Source organism: Paracoccaceae bacterium, assembly GCA_012103375.1.
Lineage (GTDB): Bacteria > Pseudomonadota > Alphaproteobacteria > Rhodobacterales > Rhodobacteraceae > WLWX01.
This window is the reverse complement of sequence record WLWX01000001.1, coordinates 1,284,781-1,310,446: the sequence shown is the minus strand read 5'-3', so window position 1 is coordinate 1,310,446 and position 25,666 is coordinate 1,284,781. Positions and strand designations below refer to the sequence as shown.

27 protein-coding genes and 2 pseudogenes are annotated in these 25,666 nt (G+C 62.8%); 8 read left to right on the top strand and 21 right to left on the bottom strand.

From position 1 onward, the window contains the following. Positions 1 to 2 precede the first annotated feature (2 nt). Entirely contained in the window at positions 3 to 1,157 is a 1,155-nt protein-coding gene (locus GKR99_06790; protein NKB27265.1) for an aminotransferase class I/II-fold pyridoxal phosphate-dependent enzyme, read from the top strand. Between the two features lie 237 nt (positions 1,158 to 1,394). Here the strand turns inward: GKR99_06790 and GKR99_06785 are convergent, their stop codons facing one another. The 14 genes from GKR99_06785 to GKR99_06720 all read right to left on the bottom strand — a co-directional run bounded on the left by GKR99_06785 (position 1,395) and on the right by GKR99_06720 (position 14,861). Then, the gene (locus GKR99_06785; protein NKB27264.1) at positions 1,395 to 2,519 is read right to left on the bottom strand and encodes an aminotransferase class V-fold PLP-dependent enzyme; all 1,125 of its coding nucleotides are present in this window, start codon (positions 2,517 to 2,519) and stop codon (positions 1,395 to 1,397) included. Beyond that, complete coding sequence (locus tag GKR99_06780; GenBank protein NKB27263.1) at positions 2,516 to 2,914, bottom strand: RidA family protein; 399 nt, start codon at positions 2,912 to 2,914, stop codon at positions 2,516 to 2,518. Before GKR99_06780 ends, GKR99_06785 begins: the two co-directional genes overlap by 4 nt. Continuing rightward, positions 2,911 to 3,246, bottom strand: coding sequence for an acyl-CoA thioesterase (locus GKR99_06775; GenBank protein NKB27262.1), 336 nt, complete (start codon positions 3,244 to 3,246; stop codon positions 2,911 to 2,913). Before GKR99_06775 ends, GKR99_06780 begins: the two co-directional genes overlap by 4 nt. A gap of 83 nt (positions 3,247 to 3,329) precedes the next feature. Further along, positions 3,330 to 4,016 (bottom strand): ATP-binding cassette domain-containing protein, encoded by a 687-nt coding sequence (locus tag GKR99_06770; GenBank protein NKB27261.1) that lies wholly within the window; start codon positions 4,014 to 4,016, stop codon positions 3,330 to 3,332. Then, positions 4,013 to 4,762, bottom strand: a complete 750-nt coding sequence (locus GKR99_06765) for an ATP-binding cassette domain-containing protein (GenBank protein ID NKB27260.1) — start codon at positions 4,760 to 4,762, stop codon at positions 4,013 to 4,015. Before GKR99_06765 ends, GKR99_06770 begins: the two co-directional genes overlap by 4 nt. Continuing rightward, the gene (locus GKR99_06760) at positions 4,755 to 5,732 is read right to left on the bottom strand and encodes a branched-chain amino acid ABC transporter permease (GenBank protein NKB27259.1); all 978 of its coding nucleotides are present in this window, start codon (positions 5,730 to 5,732) and stop codon (positions 4,755 to 4,757) included. The genes GKR99_06765 and GKR99_06760 overlap by 8 nt, the downstream gene beginning before the upstream one ends. Then, the gene (locus GKR99_06755) at positions 5,729 to 6,652 is read right to left on the bottom strand and encodes a branched-chain amino acid ABC transporter permease (protein NKB27258.1); all 924 of its coding nucleotides are present in this window, start codon (positions 6,650 to 6,652) and stop codon (positions 5,729 to 5,731) included. The genes GKR99_06760 and GKR99_06755 overlap by 4 nt, the downstream gene beginning before the upstream one ends. 37 nt (positions 6,653 to 6,689) lie before the next feature. Continuing rightward, complete coding sequence (locus tag GKR99_06750; protein NKB27257.1) at positions 6,690 to 7,820, bottom strand: ABC transporter substrate-binding protein; 1,131 nt, start codon at positions 7,818 to 7,820, stop codon at positions 6,690 to 6,692. Between the two features lie 20 nt (positions 7,821 to 7,840). Next, a complete protein-coding gene (locus GKR99_06745; GenBank protein ID NKB27256.1) occupies positions 7,841 to 9,448 on the bottom strand; it encodes an AMP-binding protein in 1,608 nt (535 codons plus the stop codon). Next, entirely contained in the window at positions 9,445 to 10,590 is a 1,146-nt protein-coding gene (locus GKR99_06740) for an acyl-CoA dehydrogenase (GenBank protein NKB27255.1), read from the bottom strand. Before GKR99_06740 ends, GKR99_06745 begins: the two co-directional genes overlap by 4 nt. Next, a complete protein-coding gene (locus tag GKR99_06735) occupies positions 10,590 to 11,402 on the bottom strand; it encodes an enoyl-CoA hydratase family protein (protein ID NKB27254.1) in 813 nt (270 codons plus the stop codon). The genes GKR99_06740 and GKR99_06735 overlap by 1 nt, the downstream gene beginning before the upstream one ends. Continuing rightward, on the bottom strand, positions 11,399 to 11,851 hold the full coding sequence (locus tag GKR99_06730) for a MarR family transcriptional regulator (protein ID NKB27253.1): 453 nt from the start codon (positions 11,849 to 11,851) through the stop codon (positions 11,399 to 11,401). The genes GKR99_06735 and GKR99_06730 overlap by 4 nt, the downstream gene beginning before the upstream one ends. Further along, the gene (locus GKR99_06725; GenBank protein NKB27252.1) at positions 11,848 to 12,567 is read right to left on the bottom strand and encodes an SDR family oxidoreductase; all 720 of its coding nucleotides are present in this window, start codon (positions 12,565 to 12,567) and stop codon (positions 11,848 to 11,850) included. Before GKR99_06725 ends, GKR99_06730 begins: the two co-directional genes overlap by 4 nt. Beyond that, entirely contained in the window at positions 12,564 to 14,861 is a 2,298-nt protein-coding gene (locus GKR99_06720; GenBank protein NKB27251.1) for a bifunctional salicylyl-CoA 5-hydroxylase/oxidoreductase, read from the bottom strand. The genes GKR99_06725 and GKR99_06720 overlap by 4 nt, the downstream gene beginning before the upstream one ends. Positions 14,862 to 15,304: 443 nt before the next feature. On the opposite strand from GKR99_06720, the gene GKR99_06715 reads away from it, so the two are divergent. Next, positions 15,305 to 15,712 (top strand): hypothetical protein, encoded by a 408-nt coding sequence (locus GKR99_06715; GenBank protein NKB27250.1) that lies wholly within the window; start codon positions 15,305 to 15,307, stop codon positions 15,710 to 15,712. Between the two features lie 63 nt (positions 15,713 to 15,775). On the opposite strand, the pseudogene GKR99_06710 reads toward GKR99_06715, so the two are convergent. Continuing rightward, positions 15,776 to 17,097, bottom strand: a pseudogene (locus tag GKR99_06710) (MFS transporter). Between the two features lie 446 nt (positions 17,098 to 17,543). Continuing rightward, the gene (locus tag GKR99_06705; protein ID NKB27249.1) at positions 17,544 to 18,347 is read right to left on the bottom strand and encodes an HAD-IA family hydrolase; all 804 of its coding nucleotides are present in this window, start codon (positions 18,345 to 18,347) and stop codon (positions 17,544 to 17,546) included. A 98-nt stretch (positions 18,348 to 18,445) separates the two neighbouring features. Here GKR99_06705 and GKR99_06700 point away from each other — a divergent pair, with 98 nt between their 5' ends. The 6 genes from GKR99_06700 to GKR99_06675 all read left to right on the top strand — a co-directional run bounded on the left by GKR99_06700 (position 18,446) and on the right by GKR99_06675 (position 21,794). Then, a complete protein-coding gene (locus GKR99_06700; protein ID NKB27248.1) occupies positions 18,446 to 19,180 on the top strand; it encodes a hypothetical protein in 735 nt (244 codons plus the stop codon). Next, positions 19,177 to 19,698, top strand: coding sequence for a GNAT family N-acetyltransferase (locus tag GKR99_06695; GenBank protein NKB27247.1), 522 nt, complete (start codon positions 19,177 to 19,179; stop codon positions 19,696 to 19,698). The genes GKR99_06700 and GKR99_06695 overlap by 4 nt, the downstream gene beginning before the upstream one ends. Next, positions 19,695 to 20,531, top strand: coding sequence for a tryptophan 2,3-dioxygenase (kynA, locus tag GKR99_06690; GenBank protein ID NKB27246.1), 837 nt, complete (start codon positions 19,695 to 19,697; stop codon positions 20,529 to 20,531). The genes GKR99_06695 and kynA overlap by 4 nt, the downstream gene beginning before the upstream one ends. 76 nt (positions 20,532 to 20,607) lie before the next feature. After that, on the top strand, positions 20,608 to 20,940 hold the full coding sequence (locus tag GKR99_06685; protein ID NKB27245.1) for a metalloregulator ArsR/SmtB family transcription factor: 333 nt from the start codon (positions 20,608 to 20,610) through the stop codon (positions 20,938 to 20,940). Beyond that, the gene (locus tag GKR99_06680) at positions 20,933 to 21,376 is read left to right on the top strand and encodes a hypothetical protein (protein ID NKB27244.1); all 444 of its coding nucleotides are present in this window, start codon (positions 20,933 to 20,935) and stop codon (positions 21,374 to 21,376) included. Before GKR99_06685 ends, GKR99_06680 begins: the two co-directional genes overlap by 8 nt. Further along, entirely contained in the window at positions 21,258 to 21,794 is a 537-nt protein-coding gene (locus tag GKR99_06675; protein ID NKB27243.1) for a DUF1761 family protein, read from the top strand. The genes GKR99_06680 and GKR99_06675 overlap by 119 nt, the downstream gene beginning before the upstream one ends. An 18-nt stretch (positions 21,795 to 21,812) precedes the next feature. On the opposite strand, the gene GKR99_06670 is transcribed toward GKR99_06675, so the two are convergent. The 5 genes and pseudogenes from GKR99_06670 to nhaA all read right to left on the bottom strand — a co-directional run bounded on the left by GKR99_06670 (position 21,813) and on the right by nhaA (position 25,456). Further along, positions 21,813 to 22,622, bottom strand: a complete 810-nt coding sequence (locus tag GKR99_06670; GenBank protein NKB27242.1) for a hypothetical protein — start codon at positions 22,620 to 22,622, stop codon at positions 21,813 to 21,815. Between the two features lie 9 nt (positions 22,623 to 22,631). After that, a complete protein-coding gene (locus GKR99_06665; protein NKB27241.1) occupies positions 22,632 to 23,234 on the bottom strand; it encodes an NADH-quinone oxidoreductase subunit C in 603 nt (200 codons plus the stop codon). Positions 23,235 to 23,254: 20 nt separating this feature from the next. Next, positions 23,255 to 23,776: an NADH-quinone oxidoreductase subunit B gene (locus GKR99_06660; protein NKB27240.1), complete on the bottom strand. Its 522-nt coding sequence runs from the start codon at positions 23,774 to 23,776 to the stop codon at positions 23,255 to 23,257. Continuing rightward, positions 23,776 to 24,141 carry an NADH-quinone oxidoreductase subunit A gene (locus GKR99_06655; GenBank protein NKB27239.1) on the bottom strand — a complete coding sequence of 122 codons (366 nt, stop codon included), beginning with the start codon at positions 24,139 to 24,141 and terminating at the stop codon, positions 23,776 to 23,778. The genes GKR99_06660 and GKR99_06655 overlap by 1 nt, the downstream gene beginning before the upstream one ends. A gap of 127 nt (positions 24,142 to 24,268) precedes the next feature. Further along, a pseudogene (gene nhaA / locus GKR99_06650) lies at positions 24,269 to 25,456 on the bottom strand (Na+/H+ antiporter NhaA). Between the last annotated feature and the right edge of the window lie 210 nt (positions 25,457 to 25,666).

The window sequence follows — 25,666 nt, the reverse complement described above, 5'->3', positions numbered from 1 at the left end:
CAATGCCCAAACTTGCAAACCGCATCACCGCCTCGGCCCCGAAGAATTTCGGCATGTTCGCCCGCGCGTTGGGCGTTCCCGGCGACCTGATCCACCTGGAACTCGGCATGCCCGCCGCTGATACGCCCGCGCATATCAAGGAGGCGACGATCCAGGCCCTGCGGGACGGCCACGTGCATTATTCCGACCTGCGCGGCATCGAACCGCTGCGTGCCGCGCTGGCGAAAAAACTGCGCGATCAGAACGGGTTGGACGTTTCTGCCGACGACATCCTTGTCACCAACGGCCTGACCCAGGCCAGTTTCGCCGCCTTCATCGCCCTGCTGGATCCCGGTGACGAATGCATCCTGCCCGAGCCCTACTACCCGCAACACCTCGGCAAGATCGAACTCGCCGGGGCGGTCCCGGTCCTTGCGCCACTAACCGGGCCAGATTTTCGCCTGACCCGCGCCGCGCTGGACCCGCATATCACTGAACGCACTAAGATGATCAGCATCGTGAACCCCTGTAATCCGACGGGCCGCGTCTATTCCCGCGAAGAATTGCAGGCCGTCGCCGATCTGGCGATCAAGCACGACTTGTGGGTGATCTCGGACGAGGTCTATGAACACATCACCTATGGCCCGCCCCATATCTCCATCGCTGCCCTGACCGGCATGGCCAAGCGCACCGTCACAATGTCAGCCTTCACAAAGGCTTACGCGATGGACGGCTGGCGGATCGGATATCTGGCGGCGCACCCGGATGTGATGCCCGCGCTGATGAAAATCACCACGAATGAGGTCACGCACGTCAACACCTTCATCCAATACGGCGCGGTTGCGGCGCTGGAAGGCCCGCCAGAGGCACTGGCCGGGATGGTGGCCAAGGACCGCGCCTGTCGCGATCTGGTCGTCGCGCGGTTGAACCAGATGCCGGGGGTGACTTGCGCAGAACCAGATGGCACGATTTATGCCTGGCCGGATATTTCAGCGACCGGCATGGCCGCGCAGGAACTGGCCGAGAAAATGATGCACGAGGTCGGCGTCGTGGTCGAAGCCGGGTCGTTCTACGGAGCTGCCGGTGAAGGGCACCTGCGCGTCTGTTTCGGGGCGCAGCCTATGGATAGCTTGGCAGAGGCGATGGGCAGAATGCAGCGGTTTTTCAACGGGTTGTGAGGTTACGAACCCCAAAGCGCGCCCTTTCATGTGTCAGTGGAAGCCGCGCGCTCGACAGCCCGGCGGGTTGGCGATCCGACTGTAATTCGGGGCAATTGGATGGTTCGGCATTACCGTCAACTACGTAGGAAGCGCGGACCTCACCCATCGCCAACCCGGGGGGCCGGGCTGGCGAGTGCGCGGCGGCTTCGCCTTGTTCCGCGCACAAGACGCTCTGCTGACAGAAAACTGCGCGGTTTAAGTCTTCAGCAGGCCGCCCAAAGCCTCAATCAACCGCGCCACATGTGCCTCCCCCGTCATCACCCCCGGCGACAGGCGCATCACCTGCCCCCGGCAGTCCGTGTGCAGCCTCTGCCCGCGCAACGCGTCGATCACCGCGCCGGCGTCCACCGAATTCGGCAGCCGGACCATGACCGAGCCGCCGCGCCGCGCCTCCTCCTCCGGTCCTGCCAACGACAGGTTCAGCCCCTGAACGCCATCGATAATCTGCGCCTGAAGCGCGCGATTGTGGGCCAGTATCGCGGCACCATCCTGCGCCGCGTGCCAGCGCAAGGCGGGAACACTCGCCACAGCCGCAAGAACCGAAGGCGTGCCGTGATCGAACCGCCGCACATCGGGCGCATAATCGAACCCGTCAAGGTCCCACGCGAAGGGATTCGGCTGGCTGAACCAGCCGCGTAACTCAGGCCGCAAATCGCGGATCAGGTCGGGGCGGATCTGGATAATCCCCGCCCCGGACGCACCGCACAGCCACTTCAGCGAGGTTGAAACCACCACGTCTGGCGCAAATTCTGCCAGGGAATAGGGAATGATACCAATACCTTGCGTCAGATCATGCACCACGATTGATCCCATGTTGCGACCATGCACCGTCAACGCCTTAAGGTCACAGCGCCAACTGGCGGTCGAGGTGACAAAGGTCAGCAAAGCCAGCCCCACATCCGGTCCCCAGCGGTCCAGAATATCTTCATCCCGCACCCAGCTTTCGCCCTGTCGCAGCGGCACGGTGTCCAGCGAGAAGCCGAACCGATCCGCCAGCCCGGCCAGCAGGAAATGCAGGCTGGGAAAACAATCCGCCGTGACAAGAACCCGCTTGCCGCGCAGCCGGTCCGCCGCAAGCGCGCCGATCAGCGAATAAAGCGCCGTCGTGACATTCTCGGCCGTCGTCAGCGTGCCTTGCGGCGCGCCAATCAACGCCTCCCACAGCTGGATGAACTCGGCCCGGCGTTCCAGAACGCGCGGCCACTGACTGTCGTCGCCTGCGGCCCAGATGGACGCGTACTCCGACAGGGCAGCGGTCATTTCCGCCGCCTTTTCAGGATATTGGCCGATGGAGTGATAAAGGAAGTAACCAGGCGTCATTGCGGGATCACCGCTGTCGCCTCAATCTCGATCAGGGCCTCATCCTCGATCAGCGCGCTGACTACCACCATCGTCATCGCCGGAAAATGCTTACCCAGAACCCGCCGATATGCCTGCCCAACTTCGCGCTGGCGGGCCAGGTATTCGGCTTTGTCGGTGACAAACCAGGTCAGCCGGGTCAGGTGATCTGCGGCACCTCCGGCGGCTTCGACCACGGCCAGAATATTGCGCAAGGCCTGTTCCATTTGACCGATAAAATCATGACTTTCGAACAGCTTGTCGGCAGTCCAGCCGATCTGTCCGCCAACGAACAGCACGCCATTTTCGGCCAGCATCCCGTTGGCATAGCCCAGCGGCGGCGCCCATCCATCGGGCTGAATTGGCTTGGCGGTCATGGCATCGGTCCTTCCATGCAGGCGGTCATGTTGTCACGCAGATCATCGGGCCAAGGGTCGGTTTTCATCGTGCCAAGGTTCAGCCAGACGATCGTCGCAGTGCAGTCGAACCGCACCACCCCGCGGCCCGATGCGACAATGCTAAGCCGCGCCGAACTGCGCCCGATATGCTGTGGCGTTATTACGAAATCTATCACTTCACCCAAACGTGCCAGAACTTTGAAATCAATGGACAATCCCGCCATTGGAACACCGTGCGCGTCTGGCCCGTGCATCTGATCGAAGGGCCGGTCCATGCTGGCCATCCAGTCTTCGACGCTGGCGTTCATCATCTCGAACCAGCGCGGATAAAACACGATCCCTGCCGGGTCGCAGTGCTGAAATCGAATGGTTCGGGCGACGGTAAAGGGCAATTTCAGACTCCGAGGTATTTTTTGGCAATGTCGCGGGTCAACGCATCGGGTGGTCCGTTCCAGACATCGCGGCCCCGTTCAAGGATGACGCATTGGTCGGCGATGGTCGAGAGTTCTTTGACAGATTTGTCAACAATCAGAATGCTCTGCCCGTCATCTTTCAGGCGATGGATCGCCTGCCAGATTTCCTGACGAACAACCGGGGCCAACCCCTCGGTCGCCTCGTCCAGGACCAACAGGCGCGGGTTGGTCATTAGGGCGCGACCGATGACCAACATCTGTTGCTCACCCCCCGACAGGGTGCGGGCGGACTGGCCCAGGCGTTCGCCAAGACGCGGGAAAAGGTCGATGACTTTCGCTTGATCCCAGGGGCCAGGACGCGCGGCGGCGATCAGGTTTTCGCGTACCGACAGCGGGGCAAAAGCGCGCCGCCCTTCGGGCACCAGACCCAGTCCCAATCGCGCGGCCCGGTGGCTTGGCAGGCGCATCAGATCGGTGTCGGCGAACCGTATAGAGCCGTCGGCAGGCAGCATCCGCAGCAGGCAGGAAATCGTTGTCGTCTTTCCCATTCCGTTGCGGCCCATCAGCGCGACGGCCTGGCCTTCGGCGACACCGAAGCTGACACCGAACAGCGCCTGGCTGGCCCCGTAAAACGATTTCAGATCCGTAACTTCCAGCAAGATCTTCATGCATCTTCACCCAGATACACACGCCGCACTTCGGGGTCATTCCGGATTTGATCCACATCACCCGTTGCAATAATGCGCCCGGACACCAGCACCGAGATCCGATCGCTAAGCGCAAACACCGCGTCCATATCATGTTCCACCAACAGGATCGGCGCGGTGGCGGCCAGTGGGCGCAGCAGCGTGCCCAGATCCGCCGCCCCTTCGGCGCCCATCCCGGCCATCGGTTCGTCCAGAAGAAAGGCGCGCGGGCGTAGGGCCAGCGCCATGGCAACCTCCAGCTTGCGCCGCTCTCCGTGAGAAAGTTTGGCCGCCGGAATGTCTGCGCGGTCCGCCAATCTGGCGGCGGCGATGTGGTCCCGTGCCGGGCCGGTCAGGCGGGCGTCGGCCAGCGCGGCGCGGAAGAACCGGAACGTCGCCCCGCCCGCGCCCTGTGCGGCCAGCATGACGTTCTGCAGCACGGTGAAATCGGCAACGACCGAGGATACCTGAAACGTGCGCGCCAGCCCGGCTTGCGCCCGCGCCGCAACATCCAGCCCGCCAATGTCATTGCCCAGAAACCGGATTTCGCCCGCGTTTGGTTTAAGTTCCCCGGTTATCAGATTGATAAGCGTCGATTTTCCCGCCCCATTCGGACCGATCAACGCATGAATCTCACCCGGCAACAGCTTCAGCGAGACATCATCGGTCGCCTTCAGCGCACCAAAACTGCGGCTGAGGCCGCTTAAGGATAGTACCGGATCAACCACGGCCATCCCTCGCCAGAACGCCGATGATCCCGCCGCGCGCGAACAGCACGACGCCCAGCAAGAGTGCGCCAAGGAACAGCTGCCAATAATCCGAAACACCGCCCAGATTGTGTTCCAGCAAGATGAACAGCCCCGCCCCGGCGAGCGGTCCGAACAGCCGCCCAACGCCGCCCAGAATGACGAAAATCAGGATCTCTCCCGAGGTTTGCCAGGACAGCATCGACGGACTGACAAAGCGGTTCAGGTCCGCAAACAAAGCCCCCGCCAGCCCTGTCAGCGCACCAGAAATCACGAAGGCAACCAGCAGCACGCGGTAGGGGCGGATGCCAACAGCCGTCAGTCGCTGCCGGTTCTGGCGGGCTGCCTGCAAGGCCAGACCAAATCGTGATCCGGTCAGCCGCCAGACCAGAAAAATCGCTGCCATCAGAAGGACATAAGCGATCGCGAAGAACTGGATCGGGTCCAGCGTGTTCAGCCCCGGAAAGCCACTGCGCACATAAATCGGCAAGCCATCCTCGCCACCATATGCGGGCCAGGAGATGGCGAAAAAGAAGAACATCTGCCCGAAGGCCAGCGTGATCATGATGAAGAAAATGCCCGATGTGCGCAGGCTGAGCGCCCCGATCAACAGCGCCGCCAGCGCCGCCGCAATCATTGCCACCGGCCATATGATCAGCATCTGCGTGGTGCCCGAAACCTCGAACGGCCAGGTGAGGATCGGCGTGTAAGCCAAGGCATTGCTTGCCAGAATCCCGCTGGCGTAACCGCCAATGCCAAAGAAAGCGGCATGCCCGAAACTGACCAGTCCGCCATACCCCAGCGCCAGGTTCAGCCCCACGCCCGCCAGTGCCAGCACCGCCACCTTGGTCGCCAGCGTGATCACAAACGGCGCATCCAGCGCCCATGCGGCAAGCGGTATCGCCAGCAGCGCGCCCGCGAGCGTGGCGTTGATCCAAGAAAGCCGGCTCACGCGGGCGCCCCGCCGAACAAGCCGCTCGGTCGCCAGATCAGCACCCCGGCCATCAGCACATAGATCGCCATCGAGGCCAGCGATGATCCAACCGCCGTGGCCGCCGCAGGCTCCATAATCAGCCCGAAGACCTCGGGCAGCAGCACCCGGCCCAGCGTGTCGGTCAGCCCGACCAGCAGCGCCCCGACCAGCGCGCCTTTGATTGACCCAATGCCGCCGATCACGATCACCACGAAGGCCAGGATCAGCACCGGTTCGCCCATGCCGACCTGCACCGACTGGATCGTCCCGACCAACGCGCCCGCCAGCCCGGCCAGCGCAGCGCCAAGCGCAAAGACCAGCGTGTAAAGCCGCCCGATATCGACGCCGAGGGCCGCGATTATGCTCCGATCCGCCTCACCCGCGCGGATCTGGATGCCGATGCGGGTGCCGCCGATCAGCCAGAACAACCCTCCGGCAACCGCCAAACCCGCCCCGATGAGGGCGAGGCGATAAAGCGAATATTCGATGCCTCCGGGCAGGGTCACAGCGCCGGAAAGCAGTGGCGGAACAGATAGATAGAGGGGGAATGACCCGAACAGCCAGCGCGTCCCTTCCGAAAAGATCAGGATCAGCGCGAAGGTCGCCAGCACCTGATCCAGGTGGTCGCGCGCGTACAGGCGGCGGATCACCACCAGCTCAACAATCGCGCCCGCAGCTGCTGCCGCCGCCAGCGCGGCCACCAGCCCCAGCCAGAAACTGCCCGTCGCCGTGGCCACCGCCGCGCATGCAAATGCGCCGATCATGTAAAACGAGCCATGTGCCAGATTGATCAGCCCCATGACCCCAAAAACCAGCGTTAGCCCGGCGGCCATCAGGAACAGCATCAAGCCGAACTGCAGCCCGTTCAGGACCTGTTCTATGAATAATATCAGGGACATGCGTGTCGGGGCGGACCGTGGCCCGCCCCGGATCCGATCAGAAGCTACACTCGGCCGCGTAGGCGTCGGCGTGATCTTCCAACGCCGTGCCCACGATCTTGTTGGTCAGAACGTCGCCTTCCATGATCACCTCGCGCACATAGATATCCTGCACCGGATGGTGGTTCGGACCGAAGCGGAAATCCCCACGGGTGCTGTCGAAATCGGCCGCTTCAAGCGCGGCCTGGAACGCCGCCGCATCTGACACGGGCGCCTTTGCCGCCGCGCTCAGCAGCAGGTTGGCGGTGTCGAAGCCCTGGCTGGCATACAGCGACGGCAGCCGCCCGTATTCGGCCTGAAACGTCTCGACAAAAGCGGCATTGGTCGCGTTGTCGATATCCTTTGACCATTGCGAGGTGTTCTTTACCCCAAGTGCTGCATCACCTACGGCCTGCAAGATTCCCTGATCAAACGAGAAAGCAGGGCCGACCAGTGGAATATCAACTCCGGACTCGGCATATTGCTTCATGAAGCTGATGCCCATGCCGCCGGGCAGGAAGAAGAACACCGAATCCGCACTCGATGCCCGGATCTGCGCAATCTCGGCGGCGTAATCGGTCTGACCCAACTGGGTGTAAACCTCATCCGCGACCACGCCCTGATACATCCGCTTGTACCCGGTCAGCGCGTCCTGTCCGGCGGGGTAGTTCGGGGCCATGATGAAGCTGTTGGCCAGGCCCGCCGTGTTGGCGTAAGCCCCTGCGGCCTCATGCAAATTGTCATTCTGCCAAGCGACGTTGAAGTACAGCGGGCTGCACCCTTTTCCGGCCAAAGCCGACGGCCCGGCGTTGGGTGACAGGTAGAATTTGCCCTGCGCCGTCGCTGCCGGAACCACCGCCATCGCCAGGTTCGACCAGATGATGCCGGTCAGCACGTCGACCTTTTCGGACTGGATCATCTTGTCCGCCAGTTGAACGGCGACCTCGGGCTTTCGCTGATCATCCTCGACGATCAGTTCAATCTCATGCCCCTCGGCCTGTTTCAGCGCCAGCATGAAGCCGTCGCGCACGTCGATGCCAAGCCCGGCGCCACCGCCCGACAGCGTGGTGATCATGCCGACCTTGACCGGTTCGGCGGTTGCCGCCGTCGCCAGCGCGAGGGCGGCGAGTGTGGTGAGTGTTTTTTTCATTGCATTCTCCCTGTGATGGTTCAGCTTTTAAGCAGAAACCGTTGAATTTTCCCGCTTTCCGTCTTGGGTAGAGCGTCACAGAACACAACGCTGCGCGGGTATTTATACGGCGCGATGGCCGCTTTGACGTGGTCCTGCAAGGCTTTGGCATCCTGCGCCGCCCCATCGCCCAATACAACATGCGCCTGCACGATCTGGCCGCGTTCTTCGTCCGCCACACCGATCACCGCGCATTCGGCGACATCCGGGTGCGACAGCAACACCGCCTCAACCTCGGGCGCGGCGATGTTATAGCCAGCCGACAGGATCAAATCGTCTGACCGGGCCGCGAAGTGGAAGTGGCCGTCTGCATCCTGCGAAAACGAATCCCCGGTCAGGTTCCAGCCATCGCGGACATAGATTTTCTGTCTATCGTCAGATAGATAGCGGCACCCGGTCGGCCCTTTGACGGCCAGATGCCCGACCGTGCCGCGCGGTACTTCAGCCATATCGTCATCCACCACGCACGCCTGATACCCCGTCACCGGGCGGCCTGTGCAGGCCGGGTGGCTGTCGCCGAAACGGTTCGAGATGAAGATGTGCAGCAGTTCGGTCGCGCCAATCCCGTCCAGCATCGGCTTGCCGGTCTTGGCCATCCAGTCGTCGTAGACAGGGGCAGGCAGCGTCTCACCCGCAGAAACTGCGGCGCGGAGGGAGCTTAGGTCAGCACCTTCATCCATCGCACGAAGCATAGCGCGGTAAGCCGTTGGAGCCGTGAAACAAACCGTGGCTTTGTAGGTTTCGATGATCTCGATCATGTTGGGGGGCGATGCGGCCTCCAGCAATGTCGCCGCTGCGCCGAACCGTAGCGGAAAGACTGCCAGCCCGCCAAGGCCGAAGGTGAAGGCCAGCGGGGGAGAGCCGACGAAGACATCCTCGGGCGTGACTTGCAGAACCTCGCGCGCGTAACCGTCGGCGATGATCAGAAGGTCGCGGTGGAAATGCATCGTCGCCTTCGGGACCCCGGTAGAGCCGGAGGTGAAGCCCAGCAGGGCAACGTCATCGCGGCCCGTCTTGACCGCTTTGAAGCGCACAGAATGGGCCAGCGCGGCACGGTCCAGCTCGGCGTCATGATTGGCGGTGCCGTCGAAACCCACGACTGTTTTCAGATGCTTGGAGGTTTTGGCGCAAGCCACCATTTCGTCCATCAGCCGCGTATCACACAGCGCCAGCGTCACCTCGGCCTTGTCGACGATCTTGGTCAGTTCGGCGGCGCGCAGCATCGGCATGGTATTGACCACAACAGCCCCGGCCTTGGTCGCGGCCAGCCAGGCGGCGACCATCGCCGGGTTGTTGGCGGATCGGATAAGGACGCGATTCCCGGGTTTTACACCGTAGTTCTCAACCAATGCCGCAGCCAAGCGGTTGGTCCAGTCGGTCAGTTCCTTGTACGTCCGCTGCCGCCCGTTGCCGATCAGGGCGGTGTGATCGCCGAAACCTTTTTCCACCATGGAATCCGTCAGTTCCACGGCGCAGTTCAACCATTCAGGATAGTCGAAACCGTCCAGAATGATCTCCGGCCATTGCTCTGCCGGGGGCAGGTTTTCGCGCGCGAATATGTCGGTGTGGCCAGTTGGTCCGAGGGTCATGGCGCCCTCCCGTGGTCTGCCAAAGCGCTGCGCGCGATGACGATTTTCTGTACGTCGGACGCGCCTTCGTAGATGCGCAGCGCGCGGATTTCGCGGTAGAGGCGTTCGAAGATATGGCCTTTGCGCACCCCGTCGCCACCGTGAAGTTGCACCGCCTTGTCAATGACTTGCTGGGCCTGATCGGTTGCGAACAGCTTGGCCATCGCGGCCTCACGCGTCACCCGCTCGGCCCCCTTATCCTTGGCCCAGGCGGCGCGATAGATCAGTAATGCGGCGGCGTCGACGTCCAGCGCCATGTCGGCAAGGTGGCCCTGGACCATTTGCAGGTCGGCCATCGGACCGCCGAACAGGTGGCGGTTCTGGACGCGGGTCAGGGTTTCGTCGAGCGCGCGGCGGGAGAAGCCGAGGGCGGCGGCGCCAACGGTGGAACGGAAGATGTCGAGGACGGACATGGCGATGCGGAAGCCCCCTCCGGCTGCGCCGATCAGGGCGGCGCCGGGCAGGCGCAAGCCGCCGAATTCGAGGCGTGCAAGGGGGTGTGGGGCGCCGGTTTCGAGACGTTCGGCAATGATTAATCCGGGCGTGTCGGCGGGGACGAGGAAGGCGGAGAGGCCTTTGGCCCCGGGGCCTTCGCCGGTGCGCGCGAAGACAGTGTAGATGTCGGCGATGCCGCCGTTGGAAATCCAGGTTTTTTCGCCATTCAACACCCAGCCGTTGCCATCTACCTCGGCCGTCGTCTCGATGTTGGCGACGTCCGATCCCGACTTTGGCTCGCTGAGGGCGAAGGCGGTAATCGCCTGCCCCTTCGTGGTTTTCTCCAGCCATTTCCGTTGCTTGCCGCTGCCAAACAGGCTGACAGCACCCATGCCGAGACCCTGCATCGCGAAGGCGAAATCGGCGAGGCCGTCGTGGCGGGCGAGCGTTTCGCGCGCCAGACACAGGGTGCGCACGTCCAACGTTCCGCCGGTGTGTTTCAACCAGCCGTCGCGGCCCAGACGCGCCACCAGATCGCGGCAAGTGGCGTCGGTATCGGCGTGGTCGAGGGCTTGCAAATTGGTTAACGCCCACGCGTCCAATTCATCCGCGAAATCGCGGTGGAGGGCGTCGAAGAACGGCCAGTTGAAGAAGCTGCGGTCCACCATCAGTTGCCTTCAAACATTGGTTTATCTTTGGCCATGAAGGCATTGTATGCACGCCGGAAATCCTGCGTCTGCATGGCCAGTGCCTGGGTCTGCGCCTCGGCCTCGATCGCCTGATCGGGGGTCATGGTCCATTCCTGGATCAGCATGGTTTTGGTCAGCATATTGGCGAAGGTGGGCCCGTCGGCAATGCGTCGGCAAAGCGTATGCGTTTCGTATGGCAGTTGGTAGGCGGGGACGATGCGGGAGTAGAAGCCCCAGGCCGCGCCCTCCTCCGCTGTCATGCTGCGGCCGGTGAACAGCAATTCGGCGGCGCGGGACTGACCGATGATCCGCGGCAGGATCGCGCAGGCCCCCATGTCGCAACCGGCCAGCCCGACGCGATTGAATAGGAAGGCAGTTTTCGCCTCGGGCGTGGCGAGGCGGATGTCAGAGGCCATGGCGATTATCGCCCCGGCCCCGACCGCGATGCCGTCGACCGCCGCGACGATGGGTTTGCCGCAGTGGAGCATTGCGCGTACCAGATCGCCGGTCATCCGGGTGAATTCCAGCAGGCCTTTCATGTCCTTGTCCAGCAGCGGGCCGATAATGTCCTGCACGTCGCCACCGGAACAGAAGTTGCCCTCGTTCGAGGTGAAGGCGACGGCGTTGACGTCTTCGGCGCTGGCCAGCGCGCGGAACCAGTCGCGCAGCTCGGCGTAGCTGTCAAACGTCAGCGGATTCTTGCGGTCCGGGCGGGTCAGGTGGATGGTCGCGATGCCTTCTTCGACCCGGCAGGCGAAATGTTCGGTTTTTGTATCTGCGATGCGAGTCATTCGGCAGCCTCGATCTGGCGTTCCGGGGTTGTGCGCCCAATAAATGCTGAAAGTTCAGTGGCTTCATCAGCGGTGATATTGCCCAAAAGCTCATCCACCCATTTTTCATGTGCACAGGCAAGCTGTTCGAAATCTGCAAGTCCGGAGGGCGTCAGCCGCACCGAAAATGCGCGTCTGTCACCCGGTACGGGGCAGCGTTCGGCCAGGCCTTCGCCTTCCAGCCGGTCGACGATTCCGGTGACGTTACCGTTGGACACCCGCAGCAGGCCGGAAATGTGGCTCATCCGCAGGCCATCGGGGTTGCGGTGCAGTGCGGCCATGACGTCAAAACGCGGCAGTGTGGTGGCGAATTCGGTGCGGAAGCGATCGCGCAATTCCGCCTCGATCCCTTGCGTGGTTTTCAGCATCCGCAGCCAGAGGCGCAGGCGTGATTTGGATGCGTCGGTCATACAAACCCGCCAGACAGCGACAATGCGTGCCCGTTGACCATCGCCGCTTCGGGCGAGGCGAGGTAGCGCACCGCCGCCGTCACTTCGTCAACCGAGATCAGGCGACCGACGGGGTTGTTGGCGACCATCTTGGACACGGCCTCCTCACGCGACAGGCTGAATTTGGCTTGCAGGGATGCCGCCGCACGGTTCGCCATCGGGGTTTCGACATAATAGGGGCAGACGGCGTTGACCGTTATTCCGTCGCGCGCAACCTCCTGAGCGAGCGACCGGACAAGCCCCAAAACGCCATGTTTTGCAGCGGTGTATGCGGCGACATTCGCCTGACCAATTAAGCTGGCGCTAGAGGCCATGGCGATCAGTCGGCCACCGGTTTCCATGCCCTGCAATGCACCGCGAAATGTCAGGAATGTCCCGGTCAGGTTCACTGAAATCTGCGTGTTCCAATCGGCAAGGCTGGTCTTTTTGACCTTGCCAGCCATGCCCTCACCAGCGTTGGCAATGACCACGTCGAAGGGCGCATCAAACAGCGCGTTCACGCTGTCTTCGTCGGTGATGTCTGCGATGCGGCAGGTCATGCCGCGCCCGTCGTCGGTTTCGGACAAGGCGCTGGCGCGGCGTCCGGTGATCGTCACCGCGTCACCATCATCGGCGAATGCGCGCGCCAGGGCGCGTCCGAAGCCTGATCCGCCGCCGGTTACCAGAATACGCCTCATGCCTCAGCCTCCATTTCCGCGGCCCGGTCCGCAAGCCGCCATTCTTGATCGCGGCCCGCCTCATAGGGCAGCGGCCAATCGGCGTGGCGGTCGCCGATGCCGGTGGCGGCGTGCAGCGTCCAGTAGGGGTCGGCCAGATGCGGGCGGGCGAGCGCCACCAGATCTGCGCGGCCTGCCATCAAGATCGAATTGACGTGGTCCGCTTCATAGATGTTGCCAACCGCCATGGTGGCAATCCCGGCTTCGTTGCGGATCCGGTCCGAGAACGGCGTCTGGAACATGCGGCCATAGCGTGGTTCGGCGTCGATCGAGGTTTGCCCGGCAGAGACGTCGATGATGTCGGCGCCTGCGTCCGAGAAGGCTTTGGCGATCAGCACCGCCTCATCCGGGGTGACACCGTCGTCGCCGACCCAGTCGTTGGCGGAGATGCGCACCGACATGGGTTTTTCCTGTGGCCAGGCGGCGCGCATGGCAGAGAAGACTTCCAACGGATAGCGCAGGCGGTTTTCGAGGCTTCCGCCGTAGTCGTCGGTGCGGACGTTGGATTTCGGGCTGATGAAGGAGGAGATCAGATAGCCGTGGGCGGCGTGGAGTTCGATCATGTCGAACCCGGCGTCCTGTGCCATTTTGCTGGCAGCGACGAATTCGTCGCGCACCCGGTCCATATCGTCGCGCGTCATCTCGCGCGGGATGGCGTTGTCGGGGCTCCATGGGATGGCGGAGGCGCTGATCAGGTCCCAATTGCCGGATTTGAGGGGGGCGTCCATCGTCTCCCAGCCGAGTTGGGTGGAGCCTTTGCGCCCTGAATGGCCGATCTGGCAGCAGATTTTCGCGTCGGTTTCGGTGTGCGTGAAGGCGACGATCCGCGCCCAGGCGTCGCGATGTTCGGGCGCGTATAGGCCGGGGCAGCCGGGGGTGATGCGGCCTTCGGGGGAAGTGCAGGTCATCTCGGTATAGACGAGGCCTGCGCCGCCCTTCGCGCGTTCGCCCAGGTGGACGAGATGCCAGTCGGTCGGGCAACCGTCGATGGCTTTGTATTGTGCCATGGGGGACACGACGATGCGGTTCTTCAGGGGCATGTCGCGCAAGCGATAGGGTGCGAACATCGGGGCGCGGGTCGGGGCAGACGATTGATCGGGGCCGCCTGCCCGTTTCTGGAACCAGGCCTCGGCGCTGCCCAGCCAGTCGGGATCGCGCAGGCGCAGGTTTTCGTGGCTGATCCGCTGGGATCGGGTCAGCAGGGAATAGTTGAATTGGACCGGGTCGAGGTGCAGGTAGCGGCCGATTTCCTCGAACCATTCCATCGAGTTGCGGGCCGCCGATTGCAGGCGCAGAACCTCAAGCCGCCGGGCGTCTTCATATTTGGCGAAGGCGGCGGCCAGCGTGGGTTCGGTGTGGATGTAGTCGGCCAGCGCTATGGCGGATTCCAGCGCCAGTTTGGTGCCCGAACCGATCGAGAAATGCGCCGTGGCGGCGGCGTCGCCCATCAGGACGATGTTGCCCGCGTGCCATGTCTCGCACAGCACCCGGGGGAAGTTGATCCAGGCGGAACCCCGAATGTGGTTGGCGTTGGTCATCAGGGCATGGCCGCCGAGGTGGGCGGCGAAAATCCCCTCACACACCGCGATGCTTTCGGCCTGGGACATGTCGGCGAAGCCGAATTTGTCGAAGGTTTCGGGGCTGGTTCCGACGATGAAGGTCGCGGTGTCATCGTCGAATTGGTAGGCGTGTGCCCAGATCCAGCCGTGCCGCGTCTCCTCAAAAATAAAGGTGAAGGCGTTGTCGAAATGCTGGTGCGTGCCCAGCCAGACGAATTTGCAGGGGCGGGTTGAGATATCGGGGCGAAACGTCCCCTCATGCGTCTTGCGCGTGGCAGAGTTCAGGCCGTCGGACGCGATGACGAGGTCGTGGGTTTTGGCCAGGGTGTCGGCATCTTCCTCAGCCTGGAATTGGAGGGCGACGCCCAGCTCGCGGGCGCGGTCCTGCAACAGGATCAGCAGTTGCTTGCGCCCAATGCCGCAGAAGCCGTGGCCGGTGGACAGCATGGTCTGGCCGTCCTTCAGGACCGCGATATCGTCCCAATAGGCGAAATGTTCGCCGATGGATTTGGCGCTGACGGGATCGTTTGCGGCGAGGTTCTCCAGCGTCTCGTCCGACAGCACCACGCCCCAGCCAAAGGTGTCATCGGCCTTGTTACGCTCATACACCGTGATGTCGTGGTCAGGGTCCCGCAACTTCGCCGAGATCGCGAAGTAAAGACCCGCAGGGCCGCCGCCGAGGCAGGCGATTTTCATGAAATGCGTCCTGTCATGGGATGGAAGGTTAGCGGGGGCAGAATTTATTTCAAGTATAAAATTTCGTGGTATGAATTAATTCAGAAAACGGTCAAAGCGTTGCAATGGCTGATGCCCCCTCAAATCCGGCGGGCCGGTCGCGATTGGTAACGCATCTTGCGAAACTGCGCCAATTCAATTCTAACGCACAGGACCCAGCCGAATGGCCAGCCTTTGACCCCGCGCCGCGCGGCTAAGCCGACAACACCACGCCACCCATCGGAGCCGAGCCTAAGATGTCTTCAAATCCGAAAATTTTTCAGATCGGATTCAACAAATGCGGAACAACCTCTCTCCACAGATTTTTTCTGGCAAACGGGCTGACCTCGGTCCATTGGGCGCGTGGCAAGATTGCGCGAAAACTTTACCTGAACCACACTGCGGGGCAGCCGCTGTTAAGCGGAATGGACAAATACGATTGTTTCACGGATTTCGAGGCGCCCGAGATCTGTCTGTTCGGAAATCAGTATTTCAAAGAGCTATATGCCCAATATCCCGGTTCCTTTTTCATCCTGAATACGCGCGACAAGGCGGCATGGCTTAGAAGCCGGGCCCTGCATGCCAATGGGTTTTTGTTGAAAATGATGCGCATGCAGTTCGGGTTTTCGCCGAAAGAGGCTTCAGAGTACTGGTCCCACGAATGGGACACGCATCACAGCCGGGTGCGCGACTTCTTTGACAGCAAGGATTGCCTGCTGGTTTTTGATATCGAACAGGATGATCCGCAAAAACTGGTCGGGTTCCTGGCCCCGACGTTCACTTGCGATGCCCGGCATTGGGGCAGGGCCAACCCCTCGTCCGAGTCGGCCTGAAGCAGTTCTCGAAGATGCTGGTGTCGGGCAGACCAGACGGGCAGCGCCGCGATTTTCCACCCGTCAGGGTTCGTGATCCGGTTTGGCAAGCGGTGCCGACATCCAGTTGGGATGCAGATCGTCCACCACCATCGGGTGCCGGTGCGCGCCGTCGCCTTGCAGGTGCGGGTGGTCGGCGGGCAGGTCATCATGGGTGTGGGCCACGGAAGCGGGCCATATGCGCCAGGCGATGCCGGTCAAGGCGACCCCGGCGAGGCCAAGCGCCACGAATGCCGGGATCAGCCCGCCCGCGCTGCCCAGCCACCCCGCCAGCGGATAGGCGATCAGCCAGCCTGCGTGGCTGAGGGTGAATTGGGCCGCAAAGATCGCCGGGCGGTCAGCTTGCGTGGCCGAGCGTTTCAGCAGCAATCCCCCCGGTGTCAGCACCAGCGATGCGGCGAGGCCGAGCAGCAGCCAGAGCGCAAGGCCTGCAGGGTAGAGGCTGGCCAGTGGCAGGCTGAGTGGCAGCAGGCCCATTGCGATTGCGCCGGTCAGGATCACCCGGCGTTCCGTGGTTCGGGCCAGCAGGAACGGAACCGAGACTGCGCCGAAGATCGCGCCCACTCCGTATGCGGCCATCAGGCCGGTGAACGCGGTGCCGTCGGCGCCAAACACTGCACCCGCGTAGCCGACCGTATTCACCAGCACCCAGGCGAATGGCAGGGACATGGCGAAGTTGGCGGCCAGCAGCCCGCGCAGGCGCGGCGTGGCGAGGTAGATCGCGAAGCCTTTGGTCAGGCGGTCTCGGAACCGCTGGCCGGGGGGGCAGTGGCGCGGGTCGGCAGGCGCGTGACGCTCAGGATGCCTGCGGACAGGGCGAAAGCCGTGGCCGTGATTGCGAAAAGGCCGTTTGCGTTGGCGAGTGTCAGAAAAGCGGCGGCCAGCAGCGGGCTGAGCAGGGATTCCAGGCTGGACGCGGCGCGGGACAGCGACAGCGCGGCGGTGTAGTCAGCGTCGTCGCTCAGCAGCGAAGGGATCACCGCCTGCATCGCCGGGGTGAAGGCCGCGGCGGCGAGGTAGAAGACCGCGACGAGTGCGTAGATCTGCCATGTCGCGGTGGTGGTCAGCAGGGCCAGCGCGATCAGCAGGCGGACGATGTCGAGGCTGGCCAAAAGCGGGCGGACCGGAAGGCGTTCGCCCAGTGTGGCGGCGATCGGGGCGAAGCCGACATAGGCAATCATCTTGACGGTGAAGACGCCGGACAGGACGAGGCCTGCGCCAGAGGCTCCGCCAATTTCGAACGCTTTCAATGCCAGCGCGATGGTCAGCAGCCCGGTGCCGAAAAGCGACAGGACCTGCGCGGCGAACAGGCGGCGGAACTGCGGGTGGCGAAGGGCAGAGAGCATGTGTGGGCCTTGGGTGTCGATCGCTGGTCCGGATTATCGCATGTTGGGCGTTCTGGGGAAGCGCCTTGGGTGGGGCGAAGGTTGTGAGTTGGCGCAAATACAGAGCATCTTCCATTTGATCTGCGACAATGCCCGAAAGCGAACACCCTCCCTGAGCAGGGCGCGCGCCGGACCGGCGGGCTGGCACAGCAACGGTGCATAGGCATGATTTATGGGGAGGGGTTAGCCGTCAACTATCCCGGATGTGCCCACCTCGAACCGACGCCTGACCGGTGGGACCGGTCCGGCGTGCGCCCTGCGCCTGCGGCGCGCACCGGGCGCAGGAAATCCCGAAAACGATTCAGATAGTTCGGACGGCACATTGGCCGTCCATAGGAGAGCAAACAGTTAAAGCGCTCGAATGAGCTGGCACGTTCGCAGAATGATCGGTCGTCGCCAGCCGCACCCTAATCGGGCCGCGCCCAAACAACCAAATCATACGCCTGCCCAAGATCCGGGATCACCGCGACGCAATGCGCCGCCATCGGCTGTGCATGCGCGCCAAGCCCGATTGTCGCGATCCCGGCTGCGGTGGCCGAGGTTATGCCGGCGGGTGAATCCTCGAACGCGATGACATGCTCGGCGCGCAGGTTCAGTTGGCGCAGGGTTTCCAGATAGGGGGCTGGGTCGGGTTTGCTGCGCGGCATGCCAAAGCCGCTGACACGCGGGCCGAAGGCGTCGGCAATCCCCAGAATGCCAAGCGCCTGTTCGATCAGATCCTCCGCTGATGAGGAACAGACTGCCAGCCGCGCGCCCTGCCCTTGCAAGTGGCGCACAAACGCGATGGCGCCGGGCATCGGGCGGGTAACCTCGGGCAGGTAGAGGCGCGCACGGCGGGCAACTTCGCGCACAAGCGCGGCGCGGCAATCCGGCGCATGATCCGGCAGAACATGTTCAAGGAAGTCGAGGATCCGGCGGCCCGTAAAGCTGTCGAGCAGCGGATCGCTGACACATGCACCTTCGGACTGTGCAACCTCGGACTTGGCGCGAATCCACGCAGGCTCGGTATCCGCAAGGGTTCCGTCGAGGTCGAAGATGAAGGCGGCTGGCGGGTTGGGGATGTTCATGGCCGCAATGCCTAGCAACGAAGCAGGCCGCGTACAAATGCGCCGCGCCGCGCAGTGACATATTCCGAAATCTTGCGCTAGGTCGGCTGTCATGCGCCGCTGGTCTGGGCAGGAAGATGCAGGCGCATTGGCGGTCCTGCGCATGGCCCGGATCTGACGCAGTGACCGTCTGGAATTCTGATCCGTTTCCCGTTATGGAACCCGCGAACGGCCTTGACCGGTCGCACAACCCGGAGCCTCAGTTGACAGATTTTGCCGCAACCCGCGCCCAGTTTCACCTGCCTGATCGGGTGGTTTATCTTGACGGTAACTCACTGGGGCCATTGCCGAAAACGGCAACGGATCGTGTGGCGCAGGTCATGCGGGACGAATGGGGTGAGTTGCTGATCACCGGGTGGAATCGCGCCGGTTGGATGGAGATGCCGCGCCGGGTCGGGGACCGGATCGGGCGGCTGATCGGCGCGCCCGAAGGCTCGGTCGTGATGGGCGATACGCTGTCGGTAAAGGTCTATCAGGCGCTGGCGGCAGCGATTGAAATGCGCCCCGACCGCCGGGTGATCCTGTCGGACTCGGGCAATTTCCCGTCGGACCTTTATATGGCGTTGGAGGTGGCGCTGGATGTCTGGGACGGGATTGATCTGGCCGACATTCGGGCACGCTCGATCGAACTGTCCGAGCGGTTTTTGGCCGGTGTCGAAGCCGCTTGCCCTGATCTGAAGCTGGCTTCGCCACGCGATCCGAAGGCACGGGGCAGTCAGGTGTCGTTCCGCTTCGCGGATGGCTATGCGGCGATGCAGGCGCTGATCGCCAACGGGGTGATCGGGGATTTCCGCGCGCCCGACATCATGCGTTTCGGGATCACACCGCTTTACCTGAACGAAACGGATATTGATCAGGCTGTGGCGACCTTGTCCCGGATCATGGAGAATCGCCTGTGGGATACGCCCGTCTTCAAGAAACGCGCCGCCGTCACATGAGCCGGTCTGGCAATCAAAACCCGCGCCAGTCTGACTGGCACGTGCGCACCTATCGCGCCGATGATGCCGCCGCCTGCGCCGAGGTGTTTCGCCATGCGGTGCTGCAGGGGGCGGCCGCGCATTACGACCAGAAGCAGCGCGATGCCTGGGCTGCGGGGCCGGATGCGGACAGCCTGCACCGGCGGCTGGCGGCGCAACTGGCGCTGGTCTCGGTCGATACGGCCGGACAGGTCAACGGCTTCTTCTCGTTGACTGACGGCGGCCTTGTGGATTTTGCTTTCGTGATGCCGGACCTGCGCGGGACGGGCCTGGCGGATCACCTGTTGGAGCGGTTGACCGAAGCGGCGCGGGCGCGCGGTCTGACCCGGATGACGACCGAGGCAAGCCTGGTCGCGCGCAGTTTCTTTGCCCGCAACGGCTGGTCGGAAGAACGCCGCCAGACCGTCACCAAGGGCGATGTTCAGCTGGACAATTTCGTTATGTCGCTGGACCTTGGGATCGCCGAAAGCGCCGCATGACCACGCCCGAGGATCCGGCCCGCGACGGGGCGAAGATGGATTTCTCGGACGCGATGTCTTACGGCGACTATCTGCATCTGGGCGCGCTGCTGACCGCCCAGCATCCGATCAGTGATGCCCATGACGAGATGCTGTTCGTGGTGCAACACCAGGTCTCGGAATTGTGGATGCGGCTGGCCCTGCACGAGCTTGACGCCGCGCGCGCCCTGATCGCCGCCGGAGAGTTGCGCCCCGCCTTCAAGATGCTGGCGCGGGTGTCGTGGATATTTGAGCAGTTGAACAACGCCTGGGATGTGCTGCGCACGATGACGCCCAGCGAATACACCCGGTTTCGCGAAATACTGGGGGCGTCCAGCGGGTTTCAGTCGTTGCAATACCGGCTGATCGAATTCGCCGTCGGCAACCGCAATCCGGCCATGCTAAAGCCGCACGGGCACGATCCGGCGGCAATTGCCGCGCTGGAGGCTGAGCTGGCGCGCCCGTCGCTTTACGATATCGCGCTCGACCGGCTGGCCGCTGCCGGCTTTGCGGTTCCGCACGGCGTGCTGACCCGTGACCGGCGCGAAAAACACCAGCCCGATCCGGCGGTCGAGGCTGCCTGGGCCGAGGTGTACCGCAAGCCCGAAGCGCATTGGGAGCTGTATGAATTGGCCGAAAAGCTGGTCGATTTTGAGGATTACTTCCGCCGCTGGCGCTTTAACCACGTCACCACAGTTGAACGGATCATCGGCCTGAAACGCGGCACCGGCGGCACCGGCGGCGTCAACTATCTGCGCCGCATGCTGGAGGTCGAGCTGTTCCCCGAACTATGGAGCGTTCGGACGGTACTCTAGGCGGCCCACCGCATGTTGACTTCCGGCGCGCCATGCGTAACCTGTATGTTACCGTAACACACAGGCTACCAACAAAATGCCCCACCCCGCCGTCCAGCATGCCGAGGTTTTCGACGCTTTGGGAAGTGACGTGCGGCGTGAATTGCTGGATCGGCTGGTGCAACAGCCCCGCACGGTTGGCGAATTGGCACGCGGGCTGCCGATCTCGCGCCCGGCTGTGTCACGGCATCTGAAGGTTCTGCAGGATGCCGGGCTGATCGCTTGTGAGGCGCAGGGCAATCGAAACCTCTATCGCGTGCGGCCCGATGGGTTCGGCGCGGCGCAGGATTGGCTGGGCCGGTTCTGGGGCGATGCGCTGAACCGGTTCAGGCTGGTGGCCGAAAACACCGCGCCGAGGCACGATGACTGAGCGCGCGCTGGACATCTCGGTCCGGGTGAACTGCGCGCCCGATCACGCTTTTGCGGTGTTCACCAATCGGGTCGATCTGTGGTGGCCGCCCTCGCACCGCCGGTGTGCGGGGTCGACGCTGGAACTTGACGCGGTGCCGGGCGGGCGATTGGTGGAACGGGCGGCGAACGGGGATGAAGCGACGATCGGCGACGTTCTGGACAGCGATCCGCCGCATTGGCTGCGGCTGAGCTGGCATCTGGGAAAGATCAGCGCCCCGACCCATGTGACTGTGACCTTTCAGGCCGACGGGGCGCAGACATTGGTTGCGGTGCATCATGCGGAAGGCGACAGCGCCATGGGCGATCAGTGGCCTGCGCGCGCCGCGATGTTCGACCGGGGCTGGACAGCGGTTCTGGCGGCGCTGGCGGAATTCATTACGAAAAACGAAGGGTGAGACGATGGAACCAAACTATGCCGAGTTGAACTGGCTGGCGATCCTGGCCTGCGTGATTGTCGGGCAGATCTTCCTGACGGTCTGGTTTCTGGTGGTCTTCGCAGATCCCTGGGCGCGCGCCTATGGGGCTGCGGACAAGGCGCAGCACACAGCCGAGGTTCCGCCCTATACCTATGCCGTCGGGCTGGTCTGCATGATCCTGCTGACGATGGGTCTGGCCACGTTGCAGCGCGGGCTGGGCGTTGCGGGTGTCGGGGCAGGCTTGGCGTTCGGGTTCTATATCGCGCTGCATTTTGCGATTGCCACAGCCGTACCCGGCTATGCGTTTCTGCGCCGTTGGTCGGCTTGCTTCATGGCCGTCGGCAGTCAGAGCGTTCTGATACTGATCCTGTCGGTGATCCTGGCCGTCTGGCGCTGAGCGTCGCGGTTGCCCGCCCTAATCGCGCCAGGTTGACGGAACCTCATCCCCGAAACGGGCACGCATCGCGTCATAGACCGGGGCCAGCTTTGCACGCATCTGCGCGGCCCAATTGGCGGGGATATCGCCCCCCGGACCGGCATTTATTGCGCGCGAATAGTCTCCGGCCAGCCCGCCAATTCCCAGGAAATCGGTCAGCTGCGCCATGCCCGCATCGCTGAACATGCGTTCGTGGAACAGTACCAGCATCCGCGTGGCCGGGACCGCATCCTCCAACGTCTCCAGCATGCGGCGATAATCTGACCGGGGTGGAATGCCGCCCGCTTTCAGCGCCTGTTCAGCCGCCACCCCAACATCACCGGCGGCGCGCCACTTCACGTCCGACCACGCCCGCGCCACCGGATCGCGCAGCAGCAGGACAAACCGCCCGTGCGCGTGCGCCGCTGCCATGGCGCGGTAGGCTTCGGCATCAAGCAGCGAATAGTAGGAGGAGACATCCGCCAGAACCGGCGCATCCGAACCTTGCCCGAAAAAACTGACGAAATCACCGCGCAATGCCGCCAGCCTTAGCGCCAAAACCCGAGGGTGCCCGCCCGCCACCAGGACCGCTTTGGCGGCGCGCATCCGTCGCGGGATCAGCGGCATGCGGCGTGATGATTTGGCTGGGTCATAGCGCGGGTCGTCAATACTACGGTAAAGGTGGGCGAAATAATTGCCCTCTTTCGCAAGACCGGTCGACACCTCGGGATGTGTGGTCAGATAGTCGTGCAGCCAAGTCGTGCCACAGCGCTGCGCCCCGACGACAAATGCGAGTGTGCGCGGGGCCATGCCCGCCGCTTAGGCGCTGTCCTTTTCATCCCCCGGCAGGATGTATTCGGCACCCTCCCAAGGCGACATGAAGTCAAATTGGCGGTATTCCTGAACCAGGCTGACGGGTTCATAGACGACGCGCTTTTCGGCTTCGTCATAGCGGACCTCGGTATAGCCGGTGGTCGGGAAATCCTTGCGCAACGGGTAGCCGCGAAAGCCGTAATCGGTCAGCAAACGCCGCAGATCCGGGTGGCCGGTGAACATCAGGCCGAACATGTCAAAGACCTCACGCTCGAACCAATTGGCGGAGGGGTGAACGTCGACCAGCGAGGGCAGCATCTCTCCGTCCCGCGTGGCGACGCGCAGACGGATGCGGTGGTTCTGGTACATGGACAGGAAGTGATAGACGACGTCAAACCGCGCTTCCCGCGCCGGATAGTCGACGGCGGTGATATCAACCAGTGTCGAGAAGCGGCAGTTGCTGTCGGACTTCAGGAATTCGACGAAAGAGATCAGCGAGGATGGGCTGACATCCACCGTCAGCTCATCAAAGGCCACGTCCCAGCCGATGACGCAATCGGTGCGTTTGGCCTCGATCAGGGTGGCAAGGTCGCGCAGGGCTTCGGTCATGTCAGATCTCCAAAACGCGCCTAGCGCACAATCGTTCCGGTGCGCCGGATCTTTCGCTGCAATTGCAGGATGCCGTACAGCAGCGCCTCAGCCGTGGGCGGGCAGCCGGGGACGTAGATGTCCACGGGGACGATCCGGTCGCAGCCGCGCACCACGGAATAGCTGTAGTGATAGTACCCGCCGCCATTGGCGCAGGAGCCCATCGAGATCACGTAACGCGGCTCGGGCATCTGGTCATAAACCTTGCGCAGCGCCGGGGCCATCTTGTTGGTCAGCGTTCCGGCGACGATCATCAGATCGCTCTGACGCGGAGAGGCACGCGGCGCGGTGCCGAAGCGTTCCAGATCGTAGCGCGGCATGGACGTATGCATCATCTCGACCGCGCAGCAGGCCAAACCGAATGTCATCCAATGCAGCGACCCGGTGCGCGCCCAGTTGATGATGTCGGCGGACGAGGTCACCAGGAACCCCTGATCCTGAAGCTCTCGGTTCAGGGCGGCGGTGGCATGGTCCTTATCGGCCCCCACCTGCGTTCCGGTCATCACTCCCATTCCAGCGCGCCTTTCTTCCATTCATAGGCAAACCCGATGGTCAGAACGCCCAGGAACACCATCATCGACCAGAAGCCGACATCGCCGACATACTGGAAGCTGACCGCCCAGGGGAACAGCATCGCGATTTCCAGATCGAAAATGATGAACAGGATCGAGACGAGGTAGAACCGCACATCGAACTTCATCCGCGCATCATCGAAGGCGTTAAAGCCGCATTCATAGGCTGACACCTTTTCCGGGTCCGGATTGCGCACCGCGACGATCACGGCAGCCAGGATCAGCACGATGCCAAGCCCGATGGCCAGGCCCAGGAAAATCAGGATCGGAAGATAGTCGCGTACGATGTCGTCCAAGGAAACGCTCCGAACAAATGGCGGAGGGGCCAGATGGCGCAACCCGCAAGGTGCCCGATACCTAGCGCCGCCCCGGACAAGGGTCAACGGCTGCCGGTGCAGACCGACAGCCGATTTTCACCCGGATTCAGGTTGTCGCAATGACGGGCGCGGGGGATTTCCCGCGTGCTGCGTATAAAAGGGCCGTTGCGCCCATGATGCCCGACAGCAGGCTGCCCATCAGAACGCCCATGCGAACCGCGTTCAACTGCGCCTCGGTCTGGAAGCTCAGCGTTCCGATGAACAGCGACATGGTAAAGCCGATGCCTGCCAGGCAGGCGACGCCATAGATGTGAATCCAGTTCGCGCCATCGGGCAGTTTGGCAAGCCCCAGCCGGACCACCGCCCAGGTGATCCCGAAGATCCCCACCTGCTTGCCCAGCAGCAGACCCAGCGCAATGCCCAGCGGCAGCGGCGCGAACAGGTCGCCCGGTTGCAAGCCCGTCAGCACCACTCCGGCATTCGCAAAGGCGAAAATCGGAACAATCACGAAGAAGACATAGGGGGCCAGCGCATCCTCCAGCATATGCAGCGGGGATCCTGCGCGCGTGTCCTTCAGCGGCACGAACAGCGCAGCCACCACCCCGGCCAGTGTTGCATGCACACCCGATTTCAGCACCAGGACCTACAGCACCGTGCCAAGGATCAGGATCGGCGCAACCCGGGGCGATTGGCGCTGGTTCATCGCATACATCAACGCCAACGGCACCAGCGCGTACAGCAGATAGGTGGCCTTCAGCTCGGCTGTATAAAACAACGCGATGATGATGATCGCGCCAAGGTCATCGAGGATCGCCAGCGTCAGCAGAAACACCTTCAGCGAGACCGGCGCGCGGGTTCCGATCAGCGCCAGCACGCCAAGGGCAAACGCAATATCCGTGGCCGCCGGGATCGCCCAGCCGCCGATGCTTTCGGGCGCATTCCAGTTGAACATCAAAAAGACCAGCGCCGGCATCGCCATGCCGCCGATCGCGGCCGCACCCGGCAGAATAATATCCCTGGGGTTTCTGAGTTTGCCTTCGAACACCTCGCGCTTGATTTCCAGCCCGATCAGAAAAAAGAAGATCGCCATCAGACCGTCATTGATCCACAGGATCAACGGTTTCTCCAACCCGTCACCGGACAGAAGGATCGCCAGTTTGGTGTCCAGCATCGCGCGGTACAGCGGTTGCCCGTCCGAATTGGCAATCACCAGCGCCAGGACCGCCGATAACATCAGAAGAATCCCTCCCGAAGCCTCGTGTTTGAAAAAAGCCCTGGCGGCGCGAACCAGCATGATACCCTCCGAATAAATGACATTGATGCGGAGACATCTATGCATTTGCATATGGTTTTCGAGGCGGCGGAGCACCTTATGTGACAAAAACAGTCGGATAAATTGTCGCAGGCCCGTGGGGCGGGCCCGCTGGCGGCGCGCAGCGGGGAAAGTGACAGGCAATCGACCGGAATTTTCCCAGTTGCGGGCAGAACCCTTGTTGCCCCGGCC

What these genes read in the sequence shown, in the direction of transcription:
- GKR99_06790 (NKB27265.1), top strand. Translation starts at nt 3, where the DNA reads ATGCCCAAACTTGCAAACCGCATCACCGCCTCGGCCCCGAAGAATTTC.
- GKR99_06785 (NKB27264.1), bottom strand. Translation starts at nt 2,519, where the DNA reads ATGACGCCTGGTTACTTCCTTTATCACTCCATCGGCCAATATCCTGAA.
- GKR99_06780 (NKB27263.1), bottom strand. Translation starts at nt 2,914, where the DNA reads ATGACCGCCAAGCCAATTCAGCCCGATGGATGGGCGCCGCCGCTGGGC.
- GKR99_06775 (NKB27262.1), bottom strand. Translation starts at nt 3,246, where the DNA reads ATGATGAACGCCAGCGTCGAAGACTGGATGGCCAGCATGGACCGGCCC.
- GKR99_06770 (NKB27261.1), bottom strand. Translation starts at nt 4,016, where the DNA reads ATGAAGATCTTGCTGGAAGTTACGGATCTGAAATCGTTTTACGGGGCC.
- GKR99_06755 (NKB27258.1), bottom strand. Translation starts at nt 6,652, where the DNA reads ATGTCCCTGATATTATTCATAGAACAGGTCCTGAACGGGCTGCAGTTC.
- GKR99_06750 (NKB27257.1), bottom strand. Translation starts at nt 7,820, where the DNA reads ATGAAAAAAACACTCACCACACTCGCCGCCCTCGCGCTGGCGACGGCG.
- GKR99_06745 (NKB27256.1), bottom strand. Translation starts at nt 9,448, where the DNA reads ATGACCCTCGGACCAACTGGCCACACCGACATATTCGCGCGCGAAAAC.
- GKR99_06740 (NKB27255.1), bottom strand. Translation starts at nt 10,590, where the DNA reads ATGGTGGACCGCAGCTTCTTCAACTGGCCGTTCTTCGACGCCCTCCAC.
- GKR99_06735 (NKB27254.1), bottom strand. Translation starts at nt 11,402, where the DNA reads ATGACTCGCATCGCAGATACAAAAACCGAACATTTCGCCTGCCGGGTC.
- GKR99_06730 (NKB27253.1), bottom strand. Translation starts at nt 11,851, where the DNA reads ATGACCGACGCATCCAAATCACGCCTGCGCCTCTGGCTGCGGATGCTG.
- GKR99_06725 (NKB27252.1), bottom strand. Translation starts at nt 12,567, where the DNA reads ATGAGGCGTATTCTGGTAACCGGCGGCGGATCAGGCTTCGGACGCGCC.
- GKR99_06720 (NKB27251.1), bottom strand. Translation starts at nt 14,861, where the DNA reads ATGAAAATCGCCTGCCTCGGCGGCGGCCCTGCGGGTCTTTACTTCGCG.
- GKR99_06715 (NKB27250.1), top strand. Translation starts at nt 15,305, where the DNA reads ATGGACAAATACGATTGTTTCACGGATTTCGAGGCGCCCGAGATCTGT.
- GKR99_06705 (NKB27249.1), bottom strand. Translation starts at nt 18,347, where the DNA reads ATGCGCAGGACCGCCAATGCGCCTGCATCTTCCTGCCCAGACCAGCGG.
- GKR99_06695 (NKB27247.1), top strand. Translation starts at nt 19,177, where the DNA reads ATGAGCCGGTCTGGCAATCAAAACCCGCGCCAGTCTGACTGGCACGTG.
- kynA (NKB27246.1), top strand. Translation starts at nt 19,695, where the DNA reads ATGACCACGCCCGAGGATCCGGCCCGCGACGGGGCGAAGATGGATTTC.
- GKR99_06685 (NKB27245.1), top strand. Translation starts at nt 20,608, where the DNA reads ATGCCCCACCCCGCCGTCCAGCATGCCGAGGTTTTCGACGCTTTGGGA.
- GKR99_06680 (NKB27244.1), top strand. Translation starts at nt 20,933, where the DNA reads ATGACTGAGCGCGCGCTGGACATCTCGGTCCGGGTGAACTGCGCGCCC.
- GKR99_06675 (NKB27243.1), top strand. Translation starts at nt 21,258, where the DNA reads ATGCGGAAGGCGACAGCGCCATGGGCGATCAGTGGCCTGCGCGCGCCG.
- GKR99_06670 (NKB27242.1), bottom strand. Translation starts at nt 22,622, where the DNA reads ATGGCCCCGCGCACACTCGCATTTGTCGTCGGGGCGCAGCGCTGTGGC.
- GKR99_06665 (NKB27241.1), bottom strand. Translation starts at nt 23,234, where the DNA reads ATGACCGAAGCCCTGCGCGACCTTGCCACCCTGATCGAGGCCAAACGC.
- GKR99_06660 (NKB27240.1), bottom strand. Translation starts at nt 23,776, where the DNA reads ATGACCGGAACGCAGGTGGGGGCCGATAAGGACCATGCCACCGCCGCC.